The sequence below is a fragment of the Bradyrhizobium sp. 179 genome (genome assembly GCF_023073535.1).
Taxonomy (GTDB): Bacteria; Pseudomonadota; Alphaproteobacteria; order Rhizobiales; family Xanthobacteraceae; genus Bradyrhizobium.
In genome coordinates this window covers 1-840 of the sequence record NZ_JADPJR010000122.1, presented here as the reverse complement: position 1 = coordinate 840, position 840 = coordinate 1, and the positions used below count along the sequence as shown (strand labels likewise).

Sequence of the window (840 nt, the reverse complement as noted above, 5' to 3'; positions counted from 1 at the left end):
GGCCTTCGGATCACAGACGCCGGCTTTCAGACGCGCCGCGTACCACGACAGCCGCATCACACCGTGGGACTGATGGCCCCACAGGTCAGCCTGCACCAACGTGTCGGCGCACAGATGCGCGTCCTCCTGTGACATCCCGGCCGCGACGTAGACGGCGGTCGCGAAAGTCAGCAGACGGGTGGGATCGATCTTGGTGCCCGTGGACATCGGACTATTCTCCGTCGCTTAGTTGTTCGCTCGTGTCTCGAACGAGAAGCGGAGCTTCCTTCCGAGATACGAAGCGCTGACTTCCCCTGTCGGCGCCGACACGGCGAACGGCATCGACGCCGACCCCGTGGAAATTATGGTTCCCTTCGGCAGTATCATCTTCCGCTCCCGGGCGATCGCAACGAGATCGGCCAAAGCGCCGTAGGGGTCGGTCACGTCGGCCCCCGCCGCTGCGCGGGCCTTCTCCTCACCATCGACGGACACGACCAGTGAGGAGAGCAGTTCCGGAATCTGGCGTCCGTCGAGGTGCTCACCCACGACCAGCGCCTCGAAACCGGAATTGTCGGCCGCGAAACTCGGCCACCCGACAGAACGGCGATCGACGAAGCGTGCCATGACCAGTTCGAATGTAACGCGAGTTTCCGCGATCGCGCTTCTGTGATTCCCGGCGAAGCGGTGATCGATGTCCTGACCGAGAACGAACGCAATCTCGAACTCGATCGTGACCGGCGCCGCGAACGAAAGCCGGACCGTGGCGCCCGGCTCATGGCGGCGTGTCGCGAGCACTCGCCCTGCGATCGACCGTTCGACGCCGGATTGCTGCTTAAGCTTGGCGCTGCCGACGCCCAGCTT

Annotated in this window: 2 protein-coding genes; both read right to left on the bottom strand. The window is 64.2% G+C overall.

Annotated elements, in window-relative coordinates; all coding sequences use genetic code 11:
• Nucleotides 1-207: Ldh family oxidoreductase (locus IVB12_RS28620; protein ID WP_247304115.1), on the bottom strand; the 207-nt coding region annotated here is incomplete at its 3' end.
• Nucleotides 208-225: 18 nt separating this feature from the next.
• Complete coding sequence (locus IVB12_RS38480; protein WP_346658529.1) at nt 226-774, bottom strand: fumarylacetoacetate hydrolase family protein; 549 nt, start codon at nt 772-774, stop codon at nt 226-228.
• Between the last annotated feature and the right edge of the window lie 66 nt (nt 775-840).